Annotated in this window: 19 protein-coding genes, 1 tRNA gene and 1 other RNA gene; 9 read left to right on the forward strand and 12 right to left on the reverse strand. The window is 62.2% G+C overall.

Annotated elements, in window-relative coordinates; genetic code table 11:
* The first annotated feature begins 72 nt into the window (after positions 1-72).
* The 3 genes from rplM (at position 73) to RBH19_RS10770 (ending at position 1025) form a co-directional block, all read left to right on the forward strand.
* Entirely contained in the window at positions 73-501 is a 429-nt protein-coding gene (rplM, locus tag RBH19_RS10760; RefSeq protein ID WP_306728861.1) for a 50S ribosomal protein L13, read from the forward strand.
* Between the two features lie 30 nt (positions 502-531).
* Positions 532-924, forward strand: a complete 393-nt coding sequence (gene rpsI / locus RBH19_RS10765) for a 30S ribosomal protein S9 (RefSeq protein ID WP_306728862.1) — start codon at positions 532-534, stop codon at positions 922-924.
* 27 nt (positions 925-951) lie between these two features.
* Positions 952-1025: transfer RNA gene (locus RBH19_RS10770), tRNA-Gln, on the forward strand.
* Positions 1026-1510: 485 nt separating this feature from the next.
* Here the strand turns inward: RBH19_RS10770 and rpiA are convergent.
* The 7 genes from rpiA to RBH19_RS10805 form a co-directional block, all read right to left on the reverse strand.
* Positions 1511-2173 carry a ribose-5-phosphate isomerase RpiA gene (rpiA, locus tag RBH19_RS10775; RefSeq protein WP_306728863.1) on the reverse strand — a complete coding sequence of 221 codons (663 nt, stop codon included), beginning with the start codon at positions 2171-2173 and terminating at the stop codon, positions 1511-1513.
* 182 nt (positions 2174-2355) lie between these two features.
* The gene (locus tag RBH19_RS10780; protein WP_306728864.1) at positions 2356-2847 is read right to left on the reverse strand and encodes a hypothetical protein; all 492 of its coding nucleotides are present in this window, start codon (positions 2845-2847) and stop codon (positions 2356-2358) included.
* A 127-nt stretch (positions 2848-2974) separates the two neighbouring features.
* Entirely contained in the window at positions 2975-3442 is a 468-nt protein-coding gene (locus RBH19_RS10785; protein ID WP_306728865.1) for an EVE domain-containing protein, read from the reverse strand.
* 63 nt (positions 3443-3505) lie between these two features.
* On the reverse strand, positions 3506-4087 hold the full coding sequence (locus RBH19_RS10790; protein WP_306728866.1) for a 5-formyltetrahydrofolate cyclo-ligase: 582 nt from the start codon (positions 4085-4087) through the stop codon (positions 3506-3508).
* Between the two features lie 21 nt (positions 4088-4108).
* Positions 4109-4292, reverse strand: a non-coding RNA gene (ssrS, locus tag RBH19_RS10795) — 6S RNA.
* 107 nt (positions 4293-4399) lie between these two features.
* On the reverse strand, positions 4400-4699 hold the full coding sequence (locus RBH19_RS10800) for a cell division protein ZapA (RefSeq protein ID WP_306728867.1): 300 nt from the start codon (positions 4697-4699) through the stop codon (positions 4400-4402).
* A 10-nt stretch (positions 4700-4709) separates the two neighbouring features.
* Positions 4710-4940: a TIGR02449 family protein gene (locus RBH19_RS10805; protein ID WP_306728868.1), complete on the reverse strand. Its 231-nt coding sequence runs from the start codon at positions 4938-4940 to the stop codon at positions 4710-4712.
* Between the two features lie 111 nt (positions 4941-5051).
* On the opposite strand from RBH19_RS10805, the gene RBH19_RS10810 reads away from it, so the two are divergent.
* Genes RBH19_RS10810 through RBH19_RS10820 form a run of 3 tightly spaced genes read left to right on the forward strand, consistent with a single transcriptional unit; the run spans position 5052 to position 8214 of the window.
* Positions 5052-5627 (forward strand): UPF0149 family protein, encoded by a 576-nt coding sequence (locus tag RBH19_RS10810; protein WP_306728869.1) that lies wholly within the window; start codon positions 5052-5054, stop codon positions 5625-5627.
* 11 nt (positions 5628-5638) lie between these two features.
* Positions 5639-6955 carry an aminopeptidase P N-terminal domain-containing protein gene (locus RBH19_RS10815; RefSeq protein ID WP_306728870.1) on the forward strand — a complete coding sequence of 439 codons (1317 nt, stop codon included), beginning with the start codon at positions 5639-5641 and terminating at the stop codon, positions 6953-6955.
* Positions 6952-8214, forward strand: a complete 1263-nt coding sequence (locus RBH19_RS10820) for an FAD-dependent monooxygenase (RefSeq protein WP_306728871.1) — start codon at positions 6952-6954, stop codon at positions 8212-8214. The genes RBH19_RS10815 and RBH19_RS10820 overlap by 4 nt, the downstream gene beginning before the upstream one ends.
* An 8-nt stretch (positions 8215-8222) precedes the next feature.
* Here the strand turns inward: RBH19_RS10820 and RBH19_RS10825 are convergent, their stop codons facing one another.
* The 5 genes from RBH19_RS10825 to pdhA all read right to left on the reverse strand — a co-directional run bounded on the left by RBH19_RS10825 (position 8223) and on the right by pdhA (position 18789).
* Complete coding sequence (locus RBH19_RS10825; RefSeq protein ID WP_306728872.1) at positions 8223-9932, reverse strand: potassium/proton antiporter; 1710 nt, start codon at positions 9930-9932, stop codon at positions 8223-8225.
* Positions 9933-10072: 140 nt separating this feature from the next.
* Positions 10073-14908, reverse strand: coding sequence for an NAD-glutamate dehydrogenase (locus tag RBH19_RS10830; protein ID WP_306728873.1), 4836 nt, complete (start codon positions 14906-14908; stop codon positions 10073-10075).
* Positions 14909-15154: 246 nt separating this feature from the next.
* Positions 15155-16741, reverse strand: a complete 1587-nt coding sequence (locus RBH19_RS10835; RefSeq protein WP_306728874.1) for a dihydrolipoyl dehydrogenase family protein — start codon at positions 16739-16741, stop codon at positions 15155-15157.
* Positions 16742-16745: 4 nt separating this feature from the next.
* A complete protein-coding gene (locus RBH19_RS10840) occupies positions 16746-17723 on the reverse strand; it encodes an alpha-ketoacid dehydrogenase subunit beta (protein ID WP_306728875.1) in 978 nt (325 codons plus the stop codon).
* Positions 17716-18789, reverse strand: a complete 1074-nt coding sequence (pdhA, locus tag RBH19_RS10845; RefSeq protein WP_306728876.1) for a pyruvate dehydrogenase (acetyl-transferring) E1 component subunit alpha — start codon at positions 18787-18789, stop codon at positions 17716-17718. Before pdhA ends, RBH19_RS10840 begins: the two co-directional genes overlap by 8 nt.
* Before the next feature lie 628 nt (positions 18790-19417).
* Between pdhA and kynA the strand changes: the two genes are divergently transcribed.
* From kynA to RBH19_RS10860, 3 genes are all read left to right on the forward strand, one after another.
* Positions 19418-20257, forward strand: a complete 840-nt coding sequence (kynA, locus tag RBH19_RS10850) for a tryptophan 2,3-dioxygenase (protein ID WP_306728877.1) — start codon at positions 19418-19420, stop codon at positions 20255-20257.
* A gap of 113 nt (positions 20258-20370) precedes the next feature.
* Positions 20371-20781 (forward strand): hypothetical protein, encoded by a 411-nt coding sequence (locus tag RBH19_RS10855; protein ID WP_306728878.1) that lies wholly within the window; start codon positions 20371-20373, stop codon positions 20779-20781.
* A gap of 59 nt (positions 20782-20840) precedes the next feature.
* Positions 20841-22874 carry a TonB-dependent copper receptor gene (locus RBH19_RS10860; protein WP_306728879.1) on the forward strand — a complete coding sequence of 678 codons (2034 nt, stop codon included), beginning with the start codon at positions 20841-20843 and terminating at the stop codon, positions 22872-22874.
* Positions 22875-22929: the final 55 nt, after the last annotated feature.

A 22929-nucleotide genomic window follows, 5' to 3' on the forward strand; every position in this document is an offset into this window, starting at 1 on the left:
GCAGGCCCAAGGGCGCAAGTACGCTCGCCCCGGAAATCCCGTAATTTTTCAAGGTGTTGGAGCGGATCCAAGATGAAGACGTTTTCCGCCAAGCCGGAGACTGTAAAGCGTGACTGGTATGTCGTGGACGCCGAAGGCAAGACCCTCGGTCGTCTGTGCACCGAGATCGCCCGCCGTCTCCGCGGCAAGCACAAGCCCGAATACACGCCTCACGTGGACACCGGCGATTACATCGTCGTGGTCAACGCCGAGAAGGTGCGCGTGTCCGGCAACAAGGCCCAGGACAAGCAGTACTTCTGGCATACCGGCTATGTGGGTCACATGAAGAGCCGCTCGTTCTCCGAGATGATCGAAAGACGTCCGGAGCGGGTGATTGAGCTCGCCGTGAAGGGCATGCTGCCCAAGAACCCTCTCGGCCGTCAGATGTATCGGAAGCTGAAGGTATACGCCGGCCCCGATCATCAGCACGCCGCCCAGCAGCCCAAGCCGCTGGAAGTCTGAATTTTCCGAGCAGATCGGTAGCGAGAAATCATGGCACAGCAACAGTATTACGGCACCGGCCGTCGCAAGACCTCCACCGCCCGCGTTTTCATGCGTCAGGGCAGTGGTCAGATCATCGTCAACGGCAAGCCGCTGGACGAATACTTCGGCCGCAAGACTGCCCGGATGATCGTGCGTCAGCCGCTCGAGCGCCTGGAAATGGTCGACAACTTTGACGTCACCATCACCGTGGCCGGTGGTGGCAGCACCGGCCAGGCCGGCGCCATTCGTCACGGCCTCAGCCGTGCACTGATGGAATACGACGAAGCCCTGCGCAGCTCGCTGCGCCAGGCTGGCTGGGTCACCCGTGACCCCCGTCAGGTCGAGCGCAAGAAGGTCGGCCTGCGCAAAGCCCGCCGCGCTCCGCAGTTCTCCAAGCGTTAATTGGATTACTGCCGGTTCCCGGTTTATTGGGGGATCGTCTAACGGCAGGACAGCGGACTCTGACTCCGTCAATCTAGGTTCGAATCCTAGTCCCCCAGCCATGAAGACCCCACCGACCAGGTGGGGTTTTTTTATGGCTGGTGGGTTTTATTCGAACCTTCGGCCAAGGCAAGCACGGCCCGTCACCAAGCTCGGCCTAGATCGAGGCATACCCACCCCGAGCGGCACCCCGGTTCGAATAAATTGCCGGGAGCAATTTATCGCGAAGTGCGCAGCACGGAGCCCCGGAGCGCAGCGGAGGGGTGAGGCCTAGGGAAGGGCCGAACAATAAATCGCCGGGAGCGATTTGTCGCGGAGTGCGCAGCACGGAGTCCGTAGCGACAGCGGAGGACCAGGCGCAGGGAAGCGCCTGGCAATCCTAGTCCCCCAAAAAGATTGAGCCCGCGATAGCGGGCTCACCGAATAAAACACGCTTAAGATCTGCACTTCCGCCTCTAGCGCCGGCATTTAGACAGCGGCGCGCCAACCGGATCGATTGGAATCGCGGATAAATCCGCTCCTACGGAGCCCAGACCGAACCAGGTCGTCACCGCCGATCAATCCGCTCCACCCCATCCTCGCCGCCCAACAGAAGCACATCCGCACCACGGCGGGCGAACAGGCCCACGGTGACCACGCCGGGAATGGCATTGATGGTGTCTTCCAGCTTGATGGGCTCGGAGATGGTCAGGCCGGAGACGTCAATGATCTGGTTCCCATTGTCGGTAACGAAGCCTTCGCGCCAGTTGGGAATGCCGCCAAGCGCCTTCAGTTTCCGGGCCACGTAGCTCCGGGCCATGGGAATGACCTCCACCGGCAGAGGAAAGGCCCCCAGGGCGCGCACCAGCTTGCTGCGGTCCGCGATGCAGACGAATTTCCGCGAGGCTGCCGCGATGATCTTTTCTCGGGTCAGGGCACCGCCCCCGCCTTTGATCAGCTGCAGGAGGCGATTGCTTTCATCCGCACCGTCCACGTACAGATCCAGATCACCGCTGCTGTTGAGCTCCATGACCTCGATGCCATGCTCCTGCAGCCGCTGGGTGCTGGCGTCGGAACTGGAGACCGCAGCGCGGATACTCGGCCCTTCGGCCGCCAGCAGATCGATGAAATGATTCACGGTGGAGCCCGTTCCGACACCGAGGATGCAGCCTTCCTCGACGAATTTCAGGGCGGCGCGGGCGGCTTCCCGCTTGGCGGCATCTGAGCTCATGCACTGACTCCTGGCTGGGGATCAAGATGAGCCGGCAGTATACCGCCTCCCCTCGGCCGGCCTCCAGCCATCTCCCTGACGCGGCCATGGGGCAGCCGGCACCCGCTCATGTGTCGCCCGCGTCGCAGCCGGGCATAAAAAAGCCGCCCCGAAGGGCGGCTTCGCAGCGGAAATGGCCCGCTTCAGCTCTTTCGCCGCTGACGACGCACCGCAAGTCGGCGAGCGCTGGGGCGCTGTCCGGTTTTCTTGCGGGTGGTTTTCTTGCGAGTGGCCTTCTTCTTGGAAGCCTTCTTCTTGGAAGCCTTCTTCTTGGAGGCCTTCTTCTTGGAGGCCTTCTTCTTGGAAGCCTTCTTCTTGGAGGCCTTCTTCTTGGAAGCCTTCTTCTTGGAAGCCTTCTTCTTGGAAGCCTTCTTCTTGGAGGCCTTCTTCTTGGAGGCCTTCTTCTTGGAGGCCTTCTTCTTGGAGGCCTTCTTCTTGGAGGCCTTCTTCTTGGAGGCCTTCTTCTTGGAGGCCTTCTTCTTGGAAGCCTTCTTCTTGGTCAGCTTCTTGCGAGTGACCTTTTTCCGGGTCGCTTTCTTGCGAGTGGCCTTCTTGCGAGTCGTTGCACGGGTAGCCGTCTTCTTGCGACGGGTCGCACTACGTTTCTTGCGGGTCGTCTTCTTGCGAGTTGCCATGTTTTACCTCCGAGAGAAGATACTCGCCACTGAGTATATACGACACTTGACAGATTTCCAGGATTGTTATGCATGGATTGTTACAGCGAAAATCCCTTCATTGCAAATGCCTGACGGAGGCTTGCATTCATTTTCCCCGGCCCATTTTCACGATACGGTTCCACTCTTTCTTGCTGACCGGCGTAATCGAGAGTCGATTACCGCGTTGCAGGATCTTCATGTCGGCCAACGCATCCTGTTTCTTGAGCTCTGAAAGCGGGATGTAATGGGGGAATTTCTCCACGAAACGCACATCCACCATGAACCAGCGCGGTTTGTCCGGGTCACTCTTGGGGTCATAATGGGGATCTTCGGGGTCGAAAGCGGTATGGTCCGGATACCCTTCACGCACGATTTCCATGATGCCGGCGACACCTGGCGGCTTGGTGTTGGAATGATAGAAGAGCGCCCGGTCGCCAACTTTCATCTCGTCCCGCATCATGTTCCGTACCTGGTAATTGCGGCAACCATCCCAATGAGCTGTTGCGTCAGGACAACGTTCAAGGTCGTCAATGCCAAACTCGTCGGGTTCGGATTTCATCAGCCAGTACTGCATTGCTCGCTTTCTCCTGCTTCAGAAGGGGTGGTTACAAGGTTTACAGCGTACAGGATCCAGTGATCATTCCGGCCGTGTCCAGCCCTGTTCACTGATCACGGCATCGAGAGGAACATCCCATGGCATGGATTCGATCCGATCCTGTTCCTGGAAAGCCCAGGCCACGCCAACCAGTCGCGGCCCCGTCCAGTGCTGCCGCATTCGCCTGAAGGCGAAGGTACGGTCGTAGAAACCCGCCCCCATGCCAATGCGGTTTCCGGCGGCATCAAAGGCGACCAGGGGCGTCAGAACCAGATCCAGATGCTGTCCGTCCCGTTCGCGGCCGCCCCGTTGTGGCTCGGCGATGCCGAAACGATTGATTTCCATCACCACGTCGGGAGTCCATTCACGAAAGATCATGCGCCTGTCCTGGGTGAGAACCGGCAGATAGATGCGTTTGCCGTGGGAAGTGGCGTGGTGCATCAGTGGTGCAAGGTCGGGCTCTCCACCAAAGGCCAGGTAGGCGGCCACGTCATGGGCCTTGAGATAATCAGGGGAGGTGACAAGCCGCGTACAGAGGCGATCACTCATGCGACGATGCCATTGGGGCGTCAGCGCCCGGCGGCGGGAACGCATTCGTCGGCGAATGTCAGTGGCTGACGCCATTGAGTTTCCCGAAAAAAAGGGGCATCTCCCACCTGTGCCGTCACGAGCCTTCGCCCTTGAACCGATGGTTCAAGTGGGGCCTTCCGCCGTGCCTCAGGCTTTCCGCTCGCTGGCGGACATGCGCACTGGCACCGCAGGTGCAGCCCTTGGGTATTGCTTAAGGCTCGAGGGGTAACCCAGCCCGTGTCGAACACCGCAGGAGATGCCAGACCATTGGACGCCCTCGGGCGCCACATGTTCCTTGATCTGCATTATGGATTTCAAGGCGGGTGACTGCCAGCGGCCGCTGGCACTTTTCGGACGGCCGGGGCATCACTCCGGCTTGCCGGTGACCGAATCCAGACGCTGATGGAGTTTGCGCACGCGTTCAAGGGCAGATTCCGCCAGTGCGTTTTCATTGCCCTGTTGGTGCAGCAGGTCATTGGCCATGTTCAGCGCCGCCATGACGGCAATCCGATCCAGCCCCACCACCCGGCCACTGGCCCGGATCTCGCGCATCAGGCGATCCAGATAGTCGGCTGCCTGCAGCAGCGCCACCCGTTCTTCTTCGCGACAGGCGAACTGGTATTCCTTTTCCAGGATCCGGACATTGACCTGGGTGGTATCGGACATCGTTGCCAGCTCAGGCCTGTTCGAGCGACTTCAGGCGGCTGATCATGGCCTCGACGCGGTGGCGGGCTTGTTCGTTCTTCTGCAGCAGGGAGGCACGCTCGGTGGCGAGATTGCCCTGTTGTGCCCGCAGAGAGTCATTCTCTTCCTTCAGCCGCGCGATTTCCTCGACCAGTTCGTCGATGCGGGCTTCCAGGCGCTCCAGCTCCTGCTGGAGGATTCTCTGTGGGCTGTTTTCGCTCATGCTGGAACTATAGGACGGTGAGCGGCGGGAATCAACTCCGGTCGCCGTCTCGGATCGACAGCAGGATGGTAAACTGACAGGCTGAATGGTCACCCCGGCTGGAGTCTTCTGTTGGATATCCCGAATTTTGACAAGGTCAGCCGCGCGCTGAAACAGATGGAGGGGCTCTCCGAAGCCAGTGAAAGTCACGGCACCCTCGTGGGGCTGCTGGCCGCTGCGCCGGATGAGAACTGGCGTGATCGCTGGCTGAAGATGTGTCTGAAGGCGGATGACAGTGCTCAGGGTGTGGTATCGATGCCGGCGGATGCCAGCCCGATCCTGAACGCTGTTTTTGATGGCACGGTTGCCGGACTGGCGGACCTCCAGTTGCGCTTCGAGCCATTGTTACCGGGTGACGAAGCCCCGCTGGCCGAACGGGCCCGTGCCCTGGGCCTGTGGTCGCAGGGCTTTCTCTATGGTTTCAGCATGGCGCGTCCAGGCCGACACGACAGCCTTCCATCCCAGGTCCGCGAGGTGCTGGACGATCTGGCTCGCCTTGCGCAGGTGGAAGCGCCGGAAGGGGAGGGTGATGAGCAGGATGAAGTGGCCTTTGCCGAGATCATCGAGTACCTGCGTGTCGCCGCCCAGCTGGTTCATGATGAACTCAGGCTGGCGGCCCCGCAGCCGGACAGTGGCACACGCCACTGAGGGAGCGAGCGATGCCGTCCCAGCGTGAGTTTGCCCGACGTCGCCGTCAACTCATGCAGACCATGGGGCCGGGCGCGGTGGCCATCCTGCCTGCCGCGCCGGAGCGGCGGCGCAGCCGTGACATTTTTCATTCCTATCGCCAGGACAGCGATTTCTGGTATCTCACCGGCTTTGATGAGCCGTCCGCGGTGGCGGTGATTGCACCCGGCCGGGCGCATGGGGAATACATCCTGTTCTGTCGCGACAAGGATGCTCACCATGAAGCCTGGGATGGGCCCCGGGCCGGTCCTGAAGGCGCGTGTGCGGCCTTCGGTGCCGATGACGCCTTTCCCATCGATGATCTCAATGACATTCTGCCCGGTCTGCTCGAAGGGCGTGAACGCATCTATTACGCCATGGGCCGGCATCGTGATTTCGATCAGCGCCTGCTGGCCTGGGTGAATCTCCTGAAGGACAAGGGCGAGGGTGGTCATGAGGCACACCAGATCGTTGCGCTCGACCATGTCCTCCAGGACATGCGCTGTTACAAGAGCCGGGAGGAGATTCGAGCCTTGCGGAGTGCGGCGGCTGTTTCCGTGGAGGCCCATCTTCGTGCCATGCGGGCCTGTCGGCCTGGCATGATGGAATACGAGATCGAGGCCGAGTTGCTGCACACTTTCCGCCGCCACGGACTTGAGGCGGCCTATCCCAGCATCGTGGCCGGTGGCCCCAACGCCTGTACCCTGCATTACATTCACAATCGTGCGCCCCTCAAGGATGGTGATCTGCTCCTCATTGATGCCGGTTGTGAATATGAGCTGTACGCATCGGACATCAGTCGCACCTTCCCGGTGAACGGTCGATTCAGCCGCGAACAGCAGGCCCTGTACGAATTGGTGTTGGCATCTCAGGATGCCGCCTTCGAGACCCTCCGACCCGGGGCCGGCTGGAATGATGCCCATGCACGGGTCATCGAGGTCATCACCCAGGGTCTGGTGGATCTCGGCATACTCGAGGGGCACCCGGATGAGCTGGTGGCCTCGGAAGCCTATCGCCCCTATTTCATGCACCGGACCGGACATTGGCTGGGCCTGGATGTGCACGATGTGGGTGAGTATCGCGTGGATGGCCACTGGCGCCAGCTGGAAGCCGGCATGGTGCTGACAGTGGAACCGGGAATCTACATCAATGCCGACTGTAGCGCGGTTGATGCCCGCTGGCGGGGCATCGGCATCCGCATCGAGGATGATGTGCTGATCACATCCGAGGGCCATGAGCTGCTCTCCGTTGGTTTGCCACGCAGCGCAAGGGAAGTGGAAGCCGAAATGTCGGGAGCCAGGGCGGCATGAGCAGGGGCAGCTCAACGCGGAGCGACGTTGATTTTGATGTCCTGATCGCCGGCGGTGGAATGGTCGGTGCGAGTCTGGCGCTTGCCCTGTCGGTTACCCCATGGCGAATTGGCCTGATTGAACCGGCACCGCTGTCCAGCGGTGAAAACCCCAGTTTCGACGAGCGGGCAACGGCCTTGTCCTGGTCATCACGCCAGTTTCTCCACAGTGTGGGTCTGTGGGAAACCCTGGCCGACGGAGCCAGTGCCATCCGCCACATCCATGTCTCTGAGCAGGGCCGTTTCGGCCGTTCGCGCCTGCACGCTGATGATCTTGGCGTTGATGCCCTCGGTCATGTGCTGCCCAACCGCCTGCTGGGTCAGGCACTGTCTGAGCACCTGGCGGGCTGTGATAACGTCAGCCTGATCAAGGCGGGCGTGAGCGCCATCCAGCGACCGGCAAACAGTGACGAACCCGTCTGCGTGCGGGACAGCGCGGATCGGGAATGGTGTGCCGATCTTGTGGTGGTGGCGGATGGTGCGCGCTCTCGGCTACGGGACGCCCTGGGGATTCCCGCTCAGACCGTGCGCTTCCCCCATGTGGCTTTGGTGGCTAATCTGGAAGTTGAAAGACCGCATCAGGGCTGGGCCTTCGAGCGTTTCACGCCGCAGGGGCCCATGGCCCTGCTGCCCTTGCCGGAGGCCGACGGTGTCCGGCACCGCATGAACCTGGTCATGAGTCTTGCACGGGAGGAGGCGGAAGCCTGTCAGCAGATGGATGCGTCCCGCTTGCTGGGGGAGCTGCGAGCGCGCTTCGGCTCCCACCTGGGCGCATTCCGGGCAATAGGGGAACGCTCGGTCTATCCCCTGTTCCAGGTTCGCGCCCGTCGCCTGGTGGATGAGCGAGTGGTGCTGGCGGGCAATGCCGCCATGTCTCTGCATCCGGTGGCCGGACAGGGTTTCAACCTGGCCTTGCGCGGGATTGGGGATCTGGCGGAACGGCTGATTGAAACGGCCGCTCAGTCCGGTGACCCTGGATCGCCGACACTGCTGCAGACCCATGCCCGTGAGCGTGACCGTGATATTGCCTGGACAGGCAGCTGGACCCGGGGTCTGGTGGAGGGTTTTACACTGGCATTGCCCGGGGTCGGCCCATTGCGAAGCACCGCTCTGTTGGGTCTTGATCGCCTCGGCCCGCTTCGGCGCTGGTTTGTGCGCCAGGCCATGGGTCGGAAGGTCGGCCTGTCACGCCTGTCGCGAGGTGTTGCCCCCAGGCGTTGAAGCCGGCATCAGAGCAGTTTGAGACCCACCTTTTCCGGTTGATCGCCGTTCATCTTTCGAATGACCAGCTCAACCGAATCAATCCGGACCCGGTCACCCACCACTGGCTTGCCGAAGCGGTCAATGAGGAATTCCGCAGCCGTCTGATCTTCGCTGCCCTCGGGGGGAGTAATCCCGTACATGGCAGCCACATCGGAAAGCCGGGCGGCTCCATCCAGAGTGAATTCACCAAAGAAGCGCCGATCATCCGCCAGCTGTGGAGCCTCTCTGGAAACGAACAGTCGATCCAGCAGCTCCAGATGCTTCAGGGGTGTTACCAGGTATATGGTGTCCCTCACGTCCAGTGAGGTGATTTCCTCCGGGCCCTTCAGTTCATCCCGCCGGATGACGAGCACCGGTTTGACGCCATCCGGCAGCACCAGGCGCTGGGGATCCCGACCATGGGCGGAAGACCCTTTCTCGACCTGATAGCCGGCCAACTCATAATCCGGCTGGCCCGGTAGATCCAGTTCCACTCGCTGTACCAGATGGGTCTTGGCCGGGATCTGTACCTGAAGCAGGCGTGCAACGGGCGTGAGACTCCAGCCTTGAATGATCAGAGAGACCAGAACCACGAAGAAGGCCACATTGAAGAATATCTGTGCCTCGGGAATGCCCGCCAGCAGGGGGAAAATGGCCAGAATGATCGGCACGGCCCCACGCAGGCCCACCCAGCCGATGAAGGTCTGTTCCCGCAATGCGAAGCGGAAGGGGATCAGACTGAGGAAGACCGCAATGGGACGGGCGATGAAGATCAGCACCAGGGCGATCAGTAGCGCCGGCAGTGCCACATGGAGCAACTCACTGGGGGTGACCAGAAGCCCCAGCATCAGAAACATGACAATCTGACTGATCCAGGCCATGCCATCGTGGAAGCGTCGGATGTTCTGAACCGACTGTACCCGAGTGTTGCCCAGTACGATCCCGGCCAGATAGATGGCCAGAAAGCCACTGCCACCGACCATGGCAGTGGCGCCGAAGATCAACAGGCCGGCCGCCAGGGCCAGCAGGGGGTACAGGCCGGGTGTCAGGGGCAGGGCATTGACGCTGCGTGCCGCCAGCCACGCTCCCCCAAGCCCCATGATGGCGCCCAGGCCCATCTGGCGAATGAATTCGATACTGATCAGCCAGTCCAGCTGCTTCTGGCCGGAGATGATCAACTCCACCATGACCAGGGTCAGGAAGATGGCCATGGGGTCGTTGCTGCCGGATTCGATCTCCAGCGTGGCCCCCACACGCTGTTGCAGTTCCAATTTCGAGGTGTGCAGCAGGGAAAACACGGCCGCCGCGTCCGTGGAGCCGATGATGGCGCCCATCAGCAGGCCGTAAATCCAGTGCAGTTCCAGCAGCCAGGCGGCGAACAGGCCGGTAATGACGGCGGTGATCAACACCCCCACGCTGGCCAGGGAAATGGCGGGTTTCAGGCCGACACGGAAACTGGAGGTGGAGGTGCGAAGGCCGCCGTCGAACAGGATGATGGCCAGCGCCAGACTGCCAATCAGGTGGGCGGTCTGGATATCATCGAAGCGAATACCCAGGCCTTCCTCGCCCAGCATCATGCCGATGACCAGAAAGACCAGCAGCAGCGGGGCGCCCAGACGTGCGGAGATGATGCTGGCCAGGATGCTGACCAGAAAGATCATGCCAATGAAGAGTATGACCTGATTGGTGATTTCCATGCCAGGCGCGCTGGGCGCAATCCTCCCGTCCGATTTGGCTTCTTCTTTATCTCTTTATGGGACGATCGCTGGGTCGCGTCAAGCCGCCTGTCCGCGCAAACGGACAGGCGGCCGGCGATGAGAGCCGATCATGGCGGGGCTCAGGCGTGTTCCACCTGCGCCAGCTTGCGGATCTCCTGCAGGGCGACGGAGACCGTGGCGAAATCCAGGCCACCCACATTCTGCATGTCACCGATGATGCGCATGGCATGCATCACGCGCTCATCGTTCTCCGCGCACCAGGCATCTGCCCGCTCATTGGGTGGCAGCTCTTCGTCCTCGGTTACATCCAGCACGATGGCAGTGAGATCACGGCGATAGCTGAAGAGGTTCTCCCGCAGGGTCCCGCGGGCCACGGACTGCCAGTGACCTTCGGCCGGCAGGGCTTCGATCTCCTCCCGGATCCAGTCCAGATGCAGATGGCTGCCCACATCGAAATAGACCTTGGCCACGGTGAGTATGTCCATTTCGCGTTGATGGGCCACCTCCACCAGATCGAGACCGGAATAGAGGTATTCCATGACAGCAACCTGGCGGGCCAGCGGTTCCGGCACAGCCATGTCCGTGAACTGCTGGATGTTCTGGCCGATGCGGCTGATTTCCACCTGAGGCAGCAGTTCCATGAGGCCATCGCGCATGGTAGCGATGCCCTCCTGGAAGAAGCTGACCCGCTCGGCGATGTCCAGGCGACGCTCCGGCCGGTTGAGCAGCCAGCGAGTGGCATTGCGCAACAGGCGACCAATTTGAACCATCATGGAAATCTGGATGCTGGCCGGTACCCGATTGTCGAGCCCTTCGACGGCCTGCCAGAGTTCGCGCACACCGAAAGCCTCCCGGGCAATGGTGTAGGCCCGGGTTACGGAAGCATGATCCGCACCGGTGTCGTCGCGCATGCGCTGGGAGAAGCTTGGCCCCATGCGGTTCACCATGCTGTTGGTGATGCTGGTGGCGATGATCTCCCGGCGCAGGCGGTGCTGCTCCATGTAATCCTGGTACTTGTCACGCAGGGGCGTGGGGAAGTAGTTGCTCAGTTCCCGGGCCAGATAGGTGTCCTCCGGCACATCGGACGCCAGCAAATCGGAGTAGATGTCATTCTTGGCATAGGCCAGGAGAATCGACAGCTCCGGTCGTGTCAGGCCACGCCCGGACTTGCGCAGCTCGTTGATGCCTTCATCGTCCGGCAGATACTCCAGGGAGCGATTGAGGTCACCGCTGCGCTCCAGCACGCGGATCAGATGCACATGCTCGTTGAGGCGGTTGGCCGCTTGCGCTTCGGTAAAGGACAGCGCCTGGGTCTGCAGGTAGTTGTCCCGCAGAACCTGGTTGGATACTTCGCTGGTCATGTCCATGAACAGTTTGTCGCGCTGCTTGGGTTTCAGCCCACCATCGGCCATCACCATGCTCAGCAGGATCTTGATGTTCACTTCCCGGTCGGAACAGTCCACGCCACCGGAGTTGTCGATGAAGTCGGTGTTGATCCGGCCACCACGCTGGGCATATTCAATTCGGCCAAGCTGGGTGAGGCCCAGGTTGCCGCCCTCACCCACCACGCGGCAGCGCAGGGCGGAGCCGTTGATGCGCACGCCGTCATTGGCCCGATCACCCACGTCGGCGTGGGTCTCGTCCACCGACTTCACATAGGTGCCGATGCCGCCATTCCAGATCAGGTCCACCGGCGACTTGAGGATGGCGCGGATCAGTTCCTGCGGTGTCATGCGGCTCTCTTCCACGTCCAGCATCTCCCGCACTTCCTTTGGCAGGGTGATGCTCTTGGCGCTGCGGGAGAAGACACCGCCACCCCTGGAGATCAGTTCCTTGTTGTAGTCATCCCAGGTGGAACGAGGAAGCTTGAACAGTCGTTCGCGCTCCTTGAAGCTTGCCTCCGGATCCGGATCCGGATCCAGGAAGATGTGCATGTGGTTGAAGGCGGCCTTGAGCTTGATGTGCCGTGACAGCAGCATGCCGTTGCCGAACACGTCACCGCCCATGTCACCGATGCCCACCACGGAGAAATCCTGGTTCTGACAGTCGATGCCCATTTCCCGGAAATGGCGCTTGACGGACTCCCAGGCACCCTTGGCAGTGATGCCCATCTTCTTGTGGTCATATCCCACCGAGCCGCCAGACGCGAAGGCATCGCCCAGCCAGAAGTCGTATTCGGCGGAGACGGCATTGGCCAGGTCGGAGAAGGTGGCTGTGCCCTTGTCGGCAGCCACCACCAGATAGGGGTCATCATCATCGTGGCGGACACAGGCCGGCGGCGGCACGATCTTGCCGTCCTTGAGGTTGTCGGTGATGTCCAGCAGGCCGCGGATGAAGTCCTTGTAGCAGTTTTCCACCTCGGCCATCATCGCCTCGCGGGTGGCATTGCGTGGCGGCTGCTTGACCACGAAACCACCCTTGGCACCCATGGGCACGATCAGGGTGTTCTTCACCTGTTGTGCCTTCATCAGGCCCAGCACTTCGGTACGGAAATCCTCCCGCCGGTCGGACCAGCGCAGACCACCACGGGCCACCTTGCCACCACGCAGGTGAACACCCTCGACTCTGGGTGAGTAAAGGAAGATCTCATAGGCCGGCTTCGGCAGGGGCAGCTCCGGCACCTTGGCCGGATCGAACTTGAAGGAGACATAGGACTTCCAGTCGCCATCCTGGCCCTGCTGGTAGAAGTTGGTACGCAGGGTGGCGCGGATGACGCCGAGGTAGGCGCGCAGGATGCGATCGGCATCGAGGCTGGATACGTCTTCCAGGGCATTGCCGATGCGCTCGGCGAGTTCACGACAGCCGGCGCCCCGATCACCGTCGAAGTCCGGGTCAAAGGCTGTTTCGAACAGGGCCACCAGATCCCGGGTAATGGCGGTGTTTCCGACCAGGATGTCCTCCATGTAGTTCTGACTGAAGGGCAGGCCGGTCTGGCTCAGGTACTTGCAGTAGGCGCGCAGAATGACCACCTGCCGCCAGTCCAGTTCCGCCGACAGCACCAGGCGATGGAATCCGTCGTTCTCGGCATCCCCGTTCCAGGTGCGTTCAAAGGCATCCTGGAAAATCTCGCGGACAGCTTCCAGGTCCACGTCCTCACCCGTGGCGTTGATCATTTCCACGTCCTGAATCCAGACGATGGAGAGATCACCCAGCTCGATTTCATAGGGACGTTCGGCGATGACCTTCACGCCCATGTTTTCCAGCATGGGCAGGATGTCGGAAATCGGGATGGGCTGTTCGCGGCGGAAGATCTTGAAGCGCAGCAGGTTCTTCAGATGCGGTTTGGGCCGGTACAGGCTCATGCGGATGCTGTCGTCATCCTGCAGCAGATCCATTTTCTGCACATCGTAGGCCGCCGCCTCGGGCGTCACGTCTTCCTGATAGGCGGCCGGGAAGCAGTTGGCGTAGCGCCGGTGCAGTTTCAGGCCCTGCTCCTCGCCCAGTCGATCCACCAGAATATCGCGCAGGTGATCCTGCCAGGAGCGCACCACGTATTCGATCTTCTCCTCGATGTCCGCAACGCTGAACTCCGGGGTCGTCCAGGGCTGGGTGCGCACGATGATGTGTGCACGGGCGAGGATGGATTCGTCGATTTCCACCGTGGATTCCGTACCCAGGCCGTTGAGCTCACCTTTCAGAATGGCCTGAATGTGCTCGCGCACCTGGGTGTTGTAGCGTTCCCTTGGCACGTAGACGAGGCAGGAATAGAAGCGCCCGAAGGCATCACGGCGGATGAACAGCTTGACCCGCTGGCGTTCCTGCAGCTGCACGATGCCGGTGCTGATGTCATACAGTTCGTCCACCGTGCTCTGGAACAGCTCATCCCGTGGGTAGGTCTCGAGAATGTGCAGCAATGCCTTGCCAGCATGGCTGGCGTTGGGAAGTCGGGCCTTTCTGATGACCGCATCCACCTTCCTGCGCAGAATCGGGATGTCCCGCGGACTACGGCTGTAGGCCGAGGAGGTGAACAGGCCGAGGAAACGGCGTTCACCGAGTACATTGCCTTCGTCATCGAAGGTCTTGATGCTGACGTAATCAAGATAGCTGGGGCGGTGAACGGTGGAGAAGGAGTTCGCCTTGGTGATGACCAACAGCTCGGAAGACAGTGCGTGTTCGTGGACCTGCTCGGGCAGGTCGCGGGGCTCACTCTTCTCCCGCTCCTTGCTGAGGATGCCGAGACCGCTCTTGTGAACCGGCAGCAGTCGCAGATGCCCGCCTTTGTGATCGAGTCGGTATTCCTGGTAGCCAAGGAAGGTGAAGTGGTTGGATTCCATCCACTCCAGGAAATTGATCACTTCGCGGATATCGCTGCTGGTCTTGGGGGGATCGGTTTCCAGTTCCACGCGAATTTGATTGGCCTTCTGGCGCATCTCCGACCAGTCTTCAACCGCCATGCGGACATCATCCAGCACCCGAAGCAGCTCCTGGCGAAGATCTTCCAGGCGCTCTTCATCGGTTTCCCGGTCGATTTCGATCTGCTGCCAGGATTCCACGAAGCCCTTGTCACCCATGTCCGCGCCAGGTTCCACGGCACTGCGCAGACGGCCCTTGGGCGTGCGATCCACCTGCACCAGCGGATGCACGGTCAGATGGATGGTGAAGCCCTTGCGATTGAGGGCCATGGACAGGGAGTCCACCAGGAAAGGCATGTCATCGGTGACCACTTCCACCACGGTGTGCTGGGATTCCCAGCCATCCTGTTTCCGATCCGGGTTGTAGATGCGGATGCTGGGTTCGCCCGGCACACGGTCACGGCCGAACTTCCAGTGGGCCAGGGCGGCTCCGGCCAGATCCTTCGGGGTGCGCGTGGCCAGATCTTCCCGGGCCACGGCGCGGAAGAAGTGCCGGATAAAGGTCTCATGCTGGTCAGAGAACCGGTCGCCGAGCATGTCGCGGGCGGCCGAAATGATCTGTGGGGTGCGGGCGCGTCTTGCGGAGCTTTTCTTTGCCACCATGAGTGAATCCTTGAACTGGCAGTCGGGTCAGCGGGGGTGTGATGTCGCCGTAAAATGTGAAAACGGGCCGGTCCCGAACGGGCCAGCCCGACACCCAGGCGAACTGCCCCGATTCTAACGGGTTTTCGCCGCTTAATGTATGGGGATACGGGGGATTTTTGCCGGATTCAAACGGAAAGGCAATAAAAAACCCCGGCAGCCGTTGGCCACCGGGGTTCGCTTGCTTGCTGCGCTTTCAGTCGTCGCTCAGAACGGCTTCTGCAGGTCGTCGATGACGGCCTTGAGGAAGCGACAGGCTTCGCCGCCGGTGAGGCAGCGGTGGTCGAAGGTGACCGACAGGGGAATGCGCTTGTGGCATTCCATGCCGCCCATGACCGCCACCACATCGTGGCGAATGCCACCGGTGCCGAGAATGGCCACCTGGGGTGGCACCACCACCGGCGTGGCGTAGCGGCCGGCCATCATGCCGAAGTTCGACAGGGTGATGGTCGGATCCTTCATGTCTTCCGGCGCCACGCTGCGATCGCGGGTGGCCTGCTTGACGGCATTGAGCTTCTGGCGAAGCCCGGCCGCATCGGTCTGATCCACCTGGCGCAGCACCGGCACGATCAGACCGTCCGGGGTGTCCACGGCCATGGCCACATCCACGTTCTCGTGCAGGATGCGCTCCCGCTTCTCACCGTCATACCAGGCGTTCATGCCCGGTTCGGCGCGCACGCCGGCCACCAGGGCGCGGATGATGCGGCCGGTGATGTCCTGCCCGGGCTGCCAGTAATGGATGTCGGCATCGTCGAACAGGGTGCAGGCGGCCACCTGGTCGCGGGAGGCGGACATGCTCATGTGCATGGCACGGCGCGGGCCACGAATGGGCTGCGGCACGCCGTAGTCCACGTCGTCCCGTGGCGGGGCCATCGGCGTTTCCATGCCACCGGCAAAACCCATGGCCGGTGCCGGGGCAGCCGCAGTCGGGCGACGGGCACCACCGGAGGCGGCGGCCTTTTCCACGTCGGCCGCAGTGACCTGACCCTTGTTGCCGGTCGCTGGGACCCGGCTGAGGTCCACGTCCAGCTCTTTCGCCAGGCGGCGCACGGCGGGCAGGGCCTTGACCTTGCCGGTGCCGCCCCGCTTGCGCTTCTTGCGCACGATCGCGGTCTCGGTGAGCTCCTCGTCGGAGGTGGTCATCTTGCCAACCACGCTGCCCGCGTCCTCACGCTCGCCGTCGTCCTTGGCGGGCTCGGCCTTGGCCGGGGCTTCGTCACCGCCGTCGGCGGCCCCGAAGGTCACCAGCGGCTTGCCCACTTCCACCACATCGCCGTTCCTGGCGTGCAGCTTGCCGATGACGCCGTTCTCGGGCGAGGGGACATCCACCACGGCCTTGGCGGTTTCCACCGCCACCAGCGGATCATCCACCTTCACTTCATCGCCTTCGGCCACTTTCCATTCGACGATCTCGGCGTCCTGCAGGCCTTCGCCCAGATCGGGCAGGTTGAAGACCACGCCACCGCCCGTGGCGGCCGCCTTCTTCTTGGCCGGCTTGGCTTCCGCCGGCTTCTCGGCCTTGGCTTCGGCGGGCGCGGGCTCGGCATCGCCGCTGTCCGGCTCACCATCGAAATCCACCAGGGGCTTGCCCACTTCCACCACATCGCCGTTCCTGGCGTACAGCTTGGTGATGGTGCCGCTCTCGGGTGAGGGCACATCCACCACCGCCTTGGCGGTTTCTACCGCCAGCAGCGGGTCATCCACATTGACCGTATCGCCGACCTTGACCTTCCATTCGACGATCTCGGCGTCCTGCAGGCCTTCGCCCAGGTCCGGGAGATTGAAAGTCTTCATGGCCTTAGTCCTCCAGAGTCCGCTGCACGGCGTCCTTGATGCGAGCCACCGACGGCAGGTACTGCTTTTCCAGCTTGAACAGCGGCATGGTCACATCGTAGCCGGTGACACGCTGAACCGGGGCCTTGAGGTCATAAATGCCCTTCTCGGCCAGGTTGGCGGCAATCTCGGCGCCCACACCCACATTACGCGGGGCTTCATGCACGATCACGGCACGCCCGGTCTTCTCCACGGATTCCAGAATGGTGTCCATGTCCAGCGGGGCGATGGTGGCCACATCGATCACTTCGCAGCTGATGCCCTCGGCTTCCAGCTCCTTGGCGGCCTGCAGGGTTTCATGCATGGCCGGTGCCCAGGAGATCAGGGTCACGTCGGTGCCTTCCTTGAGCACGAAGCAGACATCCAGGGGCAGGGCCTCGCCGTTGTCTTCCACTTCCTGCTTCACCATCCGGTACAGGCGGTTGGGCTCGAAGAAGATCACCGGATCCGGGCAGCGGATGGCCGCCAGCAGCAGACCGTAGGCGCGCTGCGGGGAAGACGGAATCACGGTGCGCAGGCCCGGAATGTGGGCGAACAGCGCCTCGGTGCTCTCCGAGTGGTGCTCGGGGGCGTGGATACCGCCGCCGAAGGGCGCACGGATCACCAGCGGGCAGCTCAGGCGGCCACGGGTGCGGTTCCGCAGGCGGGCGGCGTGGGAAATGATGTGGTCGAAGCCCGGATAGATGAAACCGGAGAACTGGATCTCCGCCACCGGGCGCAGGCCCTGGGCGGCCATGCCCACGCCCATGCCGGTGATCATGGATTCCGCCAGCGGGGTGTCCATGACCCGGTTCTCGCCGAAGCGTTCCTGCAGGCCGGCCGTGGCCCGGAAGACCCCGCCGTTGACGCCTACGTCTTCGCCAAAGACCACGACCCGGTCGTCGTTCTCCAGCTCGTGAGCCATGGCCATGTTCACGGCATCAATAAGAGTGACCTTAGCCATTGCGACGGGCCTCCTTGATAGCGATTTCCCGCTGCTCGCTGAGCGGATCGGTCAATTCCTCGAAGTGATAATCGAACATGTCTTCCACGCCCGGGGCCTCGATGGACTGGTATTCCACCACGGCGGCATCCACTTCCTTCTTGCACTCTTCCAGCAGAACCTTTTCCTGATCCTCGTCCCACCAGCCCTGATCGGTGATGTACTGACGCAGGCGGATCAGCGGCTCCTTCTTGCGCTCGGCTTCCACTTCATCGTCTGAGCGGTAGCGGCGGGCATCATCCGCGGTGGTGTGGTCGTGCAGGCGATAGGTCAGCATTTCGACGAAGGTCGGGCCCTTGCCCTCGCGGGCCTTGTGCAGGGCGTTCTGCATCACGTCGCGCACGGCCACGATATCGTTGCCGTCCACCTGCACGCAGTCCATGCCCGCGGCAATGCCCTTCTGGGCCAGGGTTTCACAGGCGGTCTGCTTGGACAGGGGCACGGAGATGGCCCACTTGTTGTTCACCGTCACGCCCACGAAGGGCAGCTGCCAGGCACCGGCGGCGTTGAGGGCCTCGTAGAAATCGCCCTCGGAGGTGCCACCATCGCCGATCACGGTCACGGCGGCGCGTTTCTCGCCCCGGTACTTGAAGGCCATGGCGGAGCCGGCGGCATGCAGGTACTGGGTGGCGATGGGCACACACCAGGGGAAGTCGTGCTGGGGGCCGGAGAAGTTCGAGCCACGCTCGTCGCCGCCCCAGTAGAGCAGCACTTCGGACATCTTCACGCCGCGCATGAACTGGGCACCGTACTCCCGGTACATGGGGCAGAAAGCGTCCTCCTCGATCATGGCTGCGCCGATGCCCACGTGGGCCGCTTCGTGGCCGAGGCAGGATGCGTAGGTGCCGAGCTTGCCGGTCCGCTGCAGGGCGATGGCCTTGGTGTCGAAGACCCGCACCTTGGTCATCATCTTGTACAGCTTCAGCAGTTCTTCCTTGTCAGCCCACTTGGGCAGGTCCTTGACCGGCTTGCCTTTCGGGTCCAGGAACTGCTCGAAGGGGATCTCGAACGTCGCCGCGATACTCACTGGCTTACCTCCCGTGATGAGGGGCTGGCGTCGTCTGGCCGGCCCCGTAACGGTTTTGCCCCGCCGCTGGCCATACCTCCGCCGGTGAAAGCACCGGGCGGGGCGGGCAGCGGCATCAGGCTCCCGCCCGTTTCTGCCATCCGCAGGAAATCTGGTCTGGGAAACGGGGTTGAACGACGGCCCCTGCCCGGCGGCGTTGCCGGGGGTGGGAGCCGACACTATATATATGTCCGGCACACCGATTTGGCCTTTCCCGGGCGGCCCGCAGGGCGCTCGAAAAAGGACCACGTCGGGCGCGGCCGCGCGAAGTTTAGCAAAACCCGCCCCGCCCCGCATTCGAACGCCCGTTTGAAGTCCGGGGCGGGATGTAATCAGGCGCTTATCGAGACCGCTTCTCTCGACAGCCCCACCGTTTTCAGCAAGGAGGCCGGGTGGGGTGGCAGGGTTGCCCAGCCCTGGGGAGCGATACCCATGCCTTGGGCCTCCTTTCTGAAAAGGGTGGGGGAGTGAGAAAAGCGGCTTCGATGGGCGTGGTTTGGCTTGAGGGGTGGTTTGCAATTTCTACCCGGCGGTGGGGCGTGTATAGTTCCCCTCCAGCATCAGTTACGCATCCTCAGGAGAGCAGGGCATGTCCAACCGGCGGGATCTGGAAGCGGGTATTTCCACCGATCTGAAGGATCGGCTCACCTATTCAGGCTATCTCGGCCTGGATCGGCTGCTGGACGCCCAGCACCCCCTCTCCGACCCGCCCCACCACGACGAGATGCTTTTCATCATTCAGCATCAGACCTCCGAGCTCTGGATCAAGCTGATGCTCCATGAGCTGAGTGCCGCCCTCAGGCACGTGCAGGAGGATCGCCTGGAGCCCTGTTTCAAGATCATGGCCCGCGTGAAGCTCATTCAGCGCCAGCTGTTCGAGCAATGGGCCGTGCTGGAGACCCTGACGCCCTCCGAGTATGCCGAGTTCCGCGGCGTGCTGGGCGGTTCCTCCGGCTTCCAGTCGCCCCAGTATCGGGGCCTGGAATTCCTACTTGGCAACAAGAACGCCGACATGCTCAAGGTCTTTGAGCACGAGCCCGAGACCCATGCCTGGCTGAGCGGGATCCTCAACAGCCCCAGCCTGTACGACGAGTTTTTGCGCTATCTCGCCCGCCGTGGCCATGGCGTGCCGGCCGAGAAGATCGAGCGCGACTGGGCCGAGCCCTACGAGTCCCACCCCGGCGTGACCGAGGTCTTCCGCCGCATCTACAGTGACACCGCCAACCACTGGGATGCCTACGAAATGGCCGAAAAGTTGCTGGATATCGAGGAAAGCTTCCAGCTCTGGCGCTTCCGCCACATGAAGACGGTGGAGCGCATTATCGGTCACAAGACTGGCACCGGCGGCTCCTCCGGGGTGTCCTTCCTCAAGCGGGCCCTGGATCTGCAGTTCTTCCCGGAGCTGATCGAGGTTCGCACCGAACTCTGAATACTCTCGACGCGGGCCGGCTTCCAGCACGAATTTGATCCAGGACAAGGTTTAAGGCGTCCTTGATCATTAAGCTGATCATCAGAAATTGCCACAGGTCTTTGAAACAGCCCATGAGAACGGTTGCCTCACGCACTCTGCTATTGCTGTTGCTGAGCCTTTCGCTCGCAACGCGCGCCGTGGTGCCGCTGGGCTTCATGCCGGGGCAGGGAAGCTGGCTCGAGTTCTGTCCGGATCAGGGCTGGGATACCGCCTTTCTTGAACGTGTCCAGCAAGGGGACGTTCACCCGGACCACGATCATCACCACCATCATGGCCATGGGCCTCACTCGGATCAGGCCGAGGCCACGGCTCCCCATTGCCCCTGGTCGCCGCTGGCCAGTGACTACGCCCTGATCGATACCGCGCTTGCAGCGCAGGCGCCTGATCTTCTCCCCATCCTCCGGCAATCCGAGGGGGCGGCCATCCCGGCGTCCATCGGCTTGCGCCTGCCGCCCGTTCGCGCACCACCCCACCGTCTCTGACTCGAGATCAACCTGCCAACTGGCAGGACGCTATCAAGAATCCGACCAGAGGACGGAGCATGAAGACCTATCTGATTGCCGCCCTGACGGGAGTGCTCGCCTGCGCCCCGGTCTGGGCAGAAACCCGGAATGAAACACCGCCCGAAGACAACGGCCATGCCCATGATCACAGCCACATGCTGGCCCAGGCCGAAGCCATGCGACAGGCCCTGCGACTGGACACCATCGTGGTGACCGCGCCGGTGATGCTGGATCCCTATCGCCTTTTCATTGATCCCCGCCAGCCACAGGTGGGCATGCCGGCCCATGATGGCGGTGCCTATCTCAAGACCATCCCCGGCTTTTCACTCAGCCGCAAGGGCGGCACCAGTGGTGACCCTGCCCTGCGTGGTCTCGGTGGTTCACGGCTGAACATTCTGTTGGATGATGCCCAGATACTGGGTGGCTGCGGTGGACGCATGGATCCGCCCACCGCCTATGTCTATCCCGAGGCCTATGAACGCATCGAGGTCATCAAGGGGCCCCAGTCGGTTCGCTATGGGGCGAGCAGTGCGGGGGTGGTGCGCTTCGAGCGTGAGCGCAGCCGTTTCCATGAAACCACCACCGAGGGTTATGCCGGCTTCACCGCGGGCAGCTTCGGGCGACGGGATTTCACCGCTGAGGTGACATCCGGTGGGCCGACAGGCTTTGCCCGTCTGATCGCCACCACCTCCACTCAGGATGACTATCGTGATGGCGATGGTGAGCAGGTGCATTCCGCCTATCAGCGCTGGAGCAACACCCTGGTACTGGGGTGGACCCCGGATAGCCTGACGCACGTGGAGTTCAGTCACGACCGCAGTGATGCCCAGGCGGCCTATGACGATCGCGGCATGGATGGCAGTCGCTTTGCGCGCAGCGGCTACAGCCTGCGTGCCTCCCGCCAGGACATCAACGGCTGGCTGGATGAACTGGAGGGGGTGCTGTTCCACAACGAAATTGATCACGTCATGGACAACTACACTCTGCGGGCACCGCCCATGATGCCCATGGTGAGTTACCCGGACCGCCGCACCCACGGCCTGCGGGCAACGGCGACCGTGACCCCGGCCGAACGCTGGCAGATGGATCTGGGTGTCGACTGGATGGAGAACCGGCACCGGGGCAATCGCCTGATGGGCTCGGATGCCTTCACCTTTCGCGATGTGCCGCGAGAGGACACGGCCGAGTTCCTCGACTACGGTGTGTTCCTGGAAGGCGAGCGCATGATCACGCCACGCAGCCGTTTCAATATGGGCTTGCGCGCCGATCGCTCGCGGGCCACGGCCCTGGACGATGATGGCTTCGGCGGTGCAGAGCCGGGCAGTCGCGAGCAGTCGGATCAGCACAGTGCCTTTATCCGCTATAGCCAGGACATGGCCACGCGTCCCTTGACCCTGTTTGTGGGGCTGGGCCACGCCGAGCGTGCCCCGGATTTCTGGGAGCGTCGGCGGGTGTTCGACCTGGACGACGAGTCGCTTACCCAGCTGGATCTGGGCCTGCAATACCGGGGGAGCGCCGTGACGGTGAATGTGGCGCTCTTCTACGGGCTGATTCGGGATCACATTCTGATCATCGAGCCCGGCCGGGAAGACCGGGAGGCGCGCAATGTGGATGCCAGCACGCAGGGTGGCGAGCTGGATGTGGTGTATCGCCTGAGCGACCACTGGAAGTTCAACTCCAGTCTGGTGTGGTTGCGCAGCAGCAATGACAGCGATGACAGGGCGCTGGCTCAGACGCCCCCTGGCGAGATCACCCTCGGCCTGGCCCACGAGAACGACCATTACTTCAGTGGTCTGCATCTTCGGGCCGTCGCCAAACAGGACCGCATTCACCCGGGCTACGGCACCATCTATGGTCTGGACAGTGAAGAAACCCCGGGCTTCGCGGTGTTGTCGGCCTATGCCGGTCGCCATCTCAGCGATGAGCTGCGTCTGAGTATCGGGGTCGACAATCTGCTGGATCGGGCCTACGCCGAGCATATTCAGCGGGGTGAGGCCGAGCTTGGTGCCCTGGAAGGGCGGATTCCCGAGCCGGGGCGGACCGTCTGGCTGCGTCTGGCCGCTTCATTCTGAGTGGATGGTCAGGACGCATCATCCGGATCATTGCCGGGTGATGCGTCCTGAATTG

The sequence above is a fragment of the Natronospira bacteriovora genome (assembly GCF_030848495.1).
In the GTDB taxonomy this organism is placed as follows: Bacteria; Pseudomonadota; Gammaproteobacteria; order Natronospirales; family Natronospiraceae; genus Natronospira; species Natronospira bacteriovora.

Excerpts from the sequence above, each read along its gene's own strand:
- RBH19_RS10820 (WP_306728871.1), top strand. The coding sequence starts at position 6,952 with ATGAGCAGGGGCAGCTCAACGCGGAGCGACGTTGATTTTGATGTCCTG.
- RBH19_RS10780 (WP_306728864.1), bottom strand. The coding sequence starts at position 2,847 with ATGGCAACTCGCAAGAAGACGACCCGCAAGAAACGTAGTGCGACCCGT.
- RBH19_RS10800 (WP_306728867.1), bottom strand. The coding sequence starts at position 4,699 with ATGTCCGATACCACCCAGGTCAATGTCCGGATCCTGGAAAAGGAATAC.
- RBH19_RS10815 (WP_306728870.1), top strand. The coding sequence starts at position 5,639 with ATGCCGTCCCAGCGTGAGTTTGCCCGACGTCGCCGTCAACTCATGCAG.
- RBH19_RS10830 (WP_306728873.1), bottom strand. The coding sequence starts at position 14,908 with ATGGTGGCAAAGAAAAGCTCCGCAAGACGCGCCCGCACCCCACAGATC.
- RBH19_RS10835 (WP_306728874.1), bottom strand. The coding sequence starts at position 16,741 with ATGAAGACTTTCAATCTCCCGGACCTGGGCGAAGGCCTGCAGGACGCC.
- RBH19_RS10790 (WP_306728866.1), bottom strand. The coding sequence starts at position 4,087 with ATGGCGTCAGCCACTGACATTCGCCGACGAATGCGTTCCCGCCGCCGG.
- RBH19_RS10805 (WP_306728868.1), bottom strand. The coding sequence starts at position 4,940 with ATGAGCGAAAACAGCCCACAGAGAATCCTCCAGCAGGAGCTGGAGCGC.
- kynA (WP_306728877.1), top strand. The coding sequence starts at position 19,418 with ATGTCCAACCGGCGGGATCTGGAAGCGGGTATTTCCACCGATCTGAAG.
- rpsI (WP_306728862.1), top strand. The coding sequence starts at position 532 with ATGGCACAGCAACAGTATTACGGCACCGGCCGTCGCAAGACCTCCACC.
- RBH19_RS10855 (WP_306728878.1), top strand. The coding sequence starts at position 20,371 with ATGAGAACGGTTGCCTCACGCACTCTGCTATTGCTGTTGCTGAGCCTT.
- RBH19_RS10840 (WP_306728875.1), bottom strand. The coding sequence starts at position 17,723 with ATGGCTAAGGTCACTCTTATTGATGCCGTGAACATGGCCATGGCTCAC.
- rpiA (WP_306728863.1), bottom strand. The coding sequence starts at position 2,173 with ATGAGCTCAGATGCCGCCAAGCGGGAAGCCGCCCGCGCCGCCCTGAAA.
- RBH19_RS10825 (WP_306728872.1), bottom strand. The coding sequence starts at position 9,932 with ATGGAAATCACCAATCAGGTCATACTCTTCATTGGCATGATCTTTCTG.
- RBH19_RS10860 (WP_306728879.1), top strand. The coding sequence starts at position 20,841 with ATGAAGACCTATCTGATTGCCGCCCTGACGGGAGTGCTCGCCTGCGCC.
- rplM (WP_306728861.1), top strand. The coding sequence starts at position 73 with ATGAAGACGTTTTCCGCCAAGCCGGAGACTGTAAAGCGTGACTGGTAT.
- RBH19_RS10785 (WP_306728865.1), bottom strand. The coding sequence starts at position 3,442 with ATGCAGTACTGGCTGATGAAATCCGAACCCGACGAGTTTGGCATTGAC.